Origin of the sequence: Desulfolutivibrio sp. (assembly GCF_036584575.1) — a bacterium.
GTDB lineage: Bacteria > Desulfobacterota > Desulfovibrionia > Desulfovibrionales > Desulfovibrionaceae > Desulfolutivibrio.
Genome location: NZ_JAZHDB010000094.1, coordinates 1 through 4,437 on the forward strand (window position 1 = coordinate 1; position 4,437 = coordinate 4,437).

General features: G+C 64.4%; 5 protein-coding genes and 1 pseudogene. 4 read left to right on the plus strand and 2 right to left on the minus strand.

The window, feature by feature from the left end; translation table 11 throughout:
• On the minus strand, positions 1-191 hold a 191-nt coding region (locus V3572_RS07485; RefSeq protein WP_442877367.1), incomplete at its 3' end, for a hypothetical protein.
• Between the two features lie 244 nt (positions 192-435).
• Between V3572_RS07485 and V3572_RS07490 the strand changes: the two genes are divergently transcribed.
• The 4 genes from V3572_RS07490 (at position 436) to V3572_RS07505 (ending at position 3,717) form a co-directional block, all read left to right on the plus strand.
• A complete protein-coding gene (locus tag V3572_RS07490; protein ID WP_332110359.1) occupies positions 436-708 on the plus strand; it encodes a hypothetical protein in 273 nt (90 codons plus the stop codon).
• A 67-nt stretch (positions 709-775) separates the two neighbouring features.
• On the plus strand, positions 776-3,037 hold the full coding sequence (gene topA, locus V3572_RS07495) for a type I DNA topoisomerase (protein WP_332110360.1): 2,262 nt from the start codon (positions 776-778) through the stop codon (positions 3,035-3,037).
• A gap of 124 nt (positions 3,038-3,161) precedes the next feature.
• Complete coding sequence (locus V3572_RS07500; protein WP_332110361.1) at positions 3,162-3,455, plus strand: BrnT family toxin; 294 nt, start codon at positions 3,162-3,164, stop codon at positions 3,453-3,455.
• Positions 3,433-3,717 (plus strand): BrnA antitoxin family protein, encoded by a 285-nt coding sequence (locus tag V3572_RS07505; protein ID WP_332110362.1) that lies wholly within the window; start codon positions 3,433-3,435, stop codon positions 3,715-3,717. Before V3572_RS07500 ends, V3572_RS07505 begins: the two co-directional genes overlap by 23 nt.
• A gap of 71 nt (positions 3,718-3,788) precedes the next feature.
• Here the strand turns inward: V3572_RS07505 and V3572_RS07510 are convergent.
• Positions 3,789-4,328: pseudogene (locus tag V3572_RS07510) on the minus strand (ribonuclease H-like domain-containing protein); the annotation flags it as partial.
• Positions 4,329-4,437: the final 109 nt, after the last annotated feature.

Genomic DNA, 4,437 nt, shown 5'->3' on the forward strand with positions numbered 1-4,437 from the left:
GCCGCAGAGGGCGTCTCCAAGGAGCGGCTGCCCCTCAAGTTCGACTGGAAGTCGCGGGTGGTCATCTCCGGCGCGGGCTTGCCGCCGGTGAAAAGATGCGGCTTGCGCCACGCGGCGAGCCCCGCCACCACCGCCAGGGCCAGGACCACCGCGCCGACAATGATCAGCTTGTCACTTTTCGTGAGCGGCATGGTTCCTCCCCGGGTGTCTCTGCAAAACTCCTGCCATCGCGCTGCATTCGGACGCCGACCGCACCGTACCCGACCTTGCCGCCGCGCTCAAGGAAAAAACGGATTTCGCAAAAAACCAATTTCCGGGGGCCTGTGCCGTCATGACGGCGAGTCCGGGCGCCGAGGATCGTCGCCCGCGACCATGCCGGTATCGTTGACGGAAAAGTTGTTTATTCGTAATACGATTACTAAACGGAGGCGAATCATGGCCAAGAAAGTGCGTTCCGTGCGCGTGCCGCTGGAGCTGGCCGAACTCGACCTGTCCGCCCTGGTCCGGGAGTGCGCCAGCCATCTGCGCGACCTGGAGTCGGCCGTGCTGCTCACGGGGCAGGGCAACCGGGAGGCGGCCGACGCCCTGGTCAAGGCGCGCCGGGCGGATTTGGGACGACGGGTGGGCAATCTGGTCTGGGAGGCCCGGGTGCGGCATCAGGAGGCGGCCCGGAACCGGGAGACGGAAAAAAAGGCGTCGGAGAAATGAGACATTTGCCCGGCGGGGGCGCTTTGGCCTTGCCAGCGGTCCAGGGGATGGCTATAGCACGCCTGCCATGGCAAAAGAGTTGATCATCGTCGAATCCCCGGCCAAAGTGAAGACCATCAAGAAATTCCTCGGCAGCGCCTATGCCGTGGAGGCCTCGGTCGGTCACGTCCGCGACCTGCCCACCAAGACCCTGGGCGTGGACGAGAAAAAGGATTTCGCGCCGCAGTACCAGATCATCCAGGGCAAGCAGAAGGTGGTGAACAAGCTGCGCGAGGCCGCCGCCAAGGCCAGCCGCATCTACCTGGCCCCGGACCCGGATCGCGAGGGAGAGGCCATCGCCTGGCATGTGGCCGAGCTTTTAAAAGGCGAAGACCGGCCCATCCACAGAATTTACTTCAATGAAATCACGGCCAAGGCCGTGCGCGAGGCCCTGACCCACCCACGCGAGATCGACGAAAAACTGTTCTTGTCCCAGCAGGCCCGGCGCATCCTGGACCGCCTGGTGGGCTACAAGGTTTCGCCCCTTTTGTGGAAAAAGGTCAAACGGGGCATCTCCGCCGGCCGGGTGCAGTCCGTGGCCCTTCGGCTGGTGGTTGAGCGGGAAAAAGAGCGCCAGGCCTTCGTGCCCGAGGAATATTGGGTGTTCAAGGCCCTTTTGGCGGCCGCCGAACCCCCGGTCTTCGAGGCCGAGCTGTGGAAGGTGGCGGGCAAAAAGCCGGTCATCGGCGACGGCGAAACCGCCGCCGCCCTGCGCGACGCCATTTTGAAAAGCCCCTTCGCCGTGTCCGCCGTGACCGAGAAGGAGCGCGCCAAGTCCCCGCCGCCGCCCTACATCACCTCCACCCTGCAACAGGCCGCCAACCAGCGCCTGGGATTCACGGCCAAGCGCACCATGGGCGCGGCCCAGCGGCTCTACGAGGGCGTGGAGCTGGGCGAGCGCGGCACGGTGGCGCTGATCACCTACATGCGTACCGACTCCGTGCGCATCGCCGACGAGGCCAGGCAGGCCGCCCGGGACTTCATCGTGGACACGCTTGGGCCAGAATTCTATCCGCCCAAGGCCCGCTATTTCAAGACCAAGGCCTCGGCCCAGGACGCCCACGAGGCCATCCGGCCCGTTGATCCGGCCGTGACCCCGGACGACGTGCGGTCCTTTCTGCCCCGGGAGCAGTATGCCCTGTACAAGCTCATCTGGGAGCGGTTTTTGGCCTCCCAGATGGCCGAGGCCCGGTTCTGGGACACCACGGCGGAAGTCTTGGCGGGCGTGGCCCTTTTCCGGGCCAAGGGCCAGCGGCTCATCTTTCCGGGCTATCTCAAGGTCTACGGCATGGAGGCCGGGGACGAGGCCAAGACCCTGCCGCCGCTGAGCCAGGGACAGCCCCTGACGCTTTCGGAGCTTAAGACCGACCAGAAGTTCACCCAGCCTCCCCCGCGCTACACAGAGGCCTCCCTGGTGCGCGAGCTGGAGGAAAAGGGCATCGGCCGTCCGTCCACCTATGCGGCCATCATCTCCACGCTTATCGACCGCGAATACGCCAAGCTGGAAGAGAAGCACTTCGTGCCGTCGGAGCTGGGGACCACCGTGGCCGATCTGCTCATCGACCATTTTGCGGCCATCATGGATGTGGGGTTCACGGCCGGGATGGAAGCCGCCCTAGACGAGGTGGCCGAGGGCCAGCGGGACTGGGTGGCGCTTTTGAAGGATTTCACCGACGGCTTTTATCCCGCTCTGGAGAAGGCCTCCGAGGACATGGCTGCGGTCAAGGCGGGCAAGGAGACGGGGCTCGTCTGCGACAAATGCGGCCAGCCCATGGTCATCAAGTTCGGCCGCATGGGCGAGTTTCTGGCCTGCTCCGGCTATCCCGACTGCAAGAACACCTCGAATTTCACCCGCACCCCGGACGGCGGCATCGAACTGGTGGCCAGGCAGGCCGACGAGCCTGTGGTGATGGGCAAATGCCCGGACTGCGGCAAGGATCTGGTGCTGAAAAAATCGCGCACCGGCAGCCGTTTCGTGGCCTGCTCGGGCTATCCGGCCTGCAAGCACGCCGAGCCCTTCAAGACCGGGGTCAAGTGCCCGCGCGAGGGCTGCGGCGGGGAGCTGGTGGAGAAAAGTTCCAAGCGGGGCAAGGTGTTTTATTCCTGCGACCGCTATCCCCAGTGCGACTACGCCGTGTGGGACTGGCCCGTGGCCGAGCCCTGCCCCAAATGCGGCTCGGGCATTCTGGTCAAAAAGCGCACCCAGGCCCGGGGCGAACACCTGGCCTGTCCGGAAAAATCCTGCCGCTACGTCCGGTCCCTGGACGGCGGCGAGGCCGAAGAGGAATAGCGCGATCCGGTCTGTCCCCTGATGGCGGCGGCCCTGGCACACGGGGTTCGCCGCTTTTTTTGCGTCCATGGCGATGCTGGCGCGAGTCGGAGTTTTCCCCGGCAGGCATTGACTGTATGTACAAGTGTACGTATTGATTCGTATGCGGTTTGCCTGGGACGAAGACAAAAACACTTCCAATTTCTACAAGCATGGTCTGTGGTTGGAGGATGCCTGGGCCGTATTCCAGGGACCGATGACCATCCGCGTGGACGACCGCAGGGACTATGGCGAAACGCGGTATGTCGCTTTGGGATGCCTGGAGAACACCATCGTGTTTTTGGCATATGCCTTTCGTGGCGAGGTGGTGCGCGTGATCTCCATGCGACGGGCGAATAAGGCGGAGAGAAAGATATATGAAGCGGAAGCTCAAGTCTGACATGGAACAGGTGTCCCGATTATCGGAAGAGGAGATCGCGCGGCGGGCCGCGTCCGATCCCGACGCCCTGCCCACGGACGAGGCCTTCTGGATGCGGGCGGTACGGGCGGAGCACCCCGCAAAAAAGCAGAATGTCACGATTCGGCTGAGTCCGGGGGTTCTCGAATTTTTCAAGAGGCAGGGGCCTGGATATCAGACGCGGATCAATGCCGTGCTGGAGCGCTATGTCGAGATTCAGGAGAACCAAGCCGCGCCCAGGTGACAGGGCTTCCCGGAGTTCTGCGTCGGGCATGGCCCCGCAATGGTATTTTGCCGGGCAGCCCCCGGCCCGCCCTACCACGCCACGGGCAGCCGCACGGTCCTGGCGGCCTTGTTGGTGAACAGCAGATAGCCCTGCTCCCGGCCGAAAAGATACAGGTCGCGGGTCAGCGCCACGTCCTTGCGGCAGTACTCCTCGATGAGATCCAGTCGGCCTTCCTTCCACCAGGCGAGCGCCTGAAGGCCCGAGGCGGATTTCTTGGCCGAAAGCGTGGCCGACGCCAACCCGTCCAGGGACAGGCGGTAGCCCAGCCGCTCATGCACCTTTTCCAGAAGATCCAGGGTGGGCAGGCCCCGGAAATTGAACTCGCATGCCCCGCCAAGCACCTGATAGTCGAACCGCTTGATGTTGAACCCCACCACCAGATCCAGGACCGCCAAGGCCTTGGCCATCTCCGGGAGTTCCTCCTGGCGGTAGCTGATGAAGTCGTCAAGGGCCGAATCATACAACACGGCCACGCTGACCCCCATGCGTCTGGCGTTGCCCCAGCCGCCCACCTCCTCGGCCGAACGCCGGGTCTCCACGTCCAGCACCCCGTAGCGCCGGGGGGCGGCGGGGGCTGTGGCCGTCTGGCCGGACGCGGCCAGGGCGGCGTCTCCCGGCGGGGTCCTTCGACTCCCTGAAGCAGCACATTACCGAAGCGGCCAAGGAGGTGCGCCATGC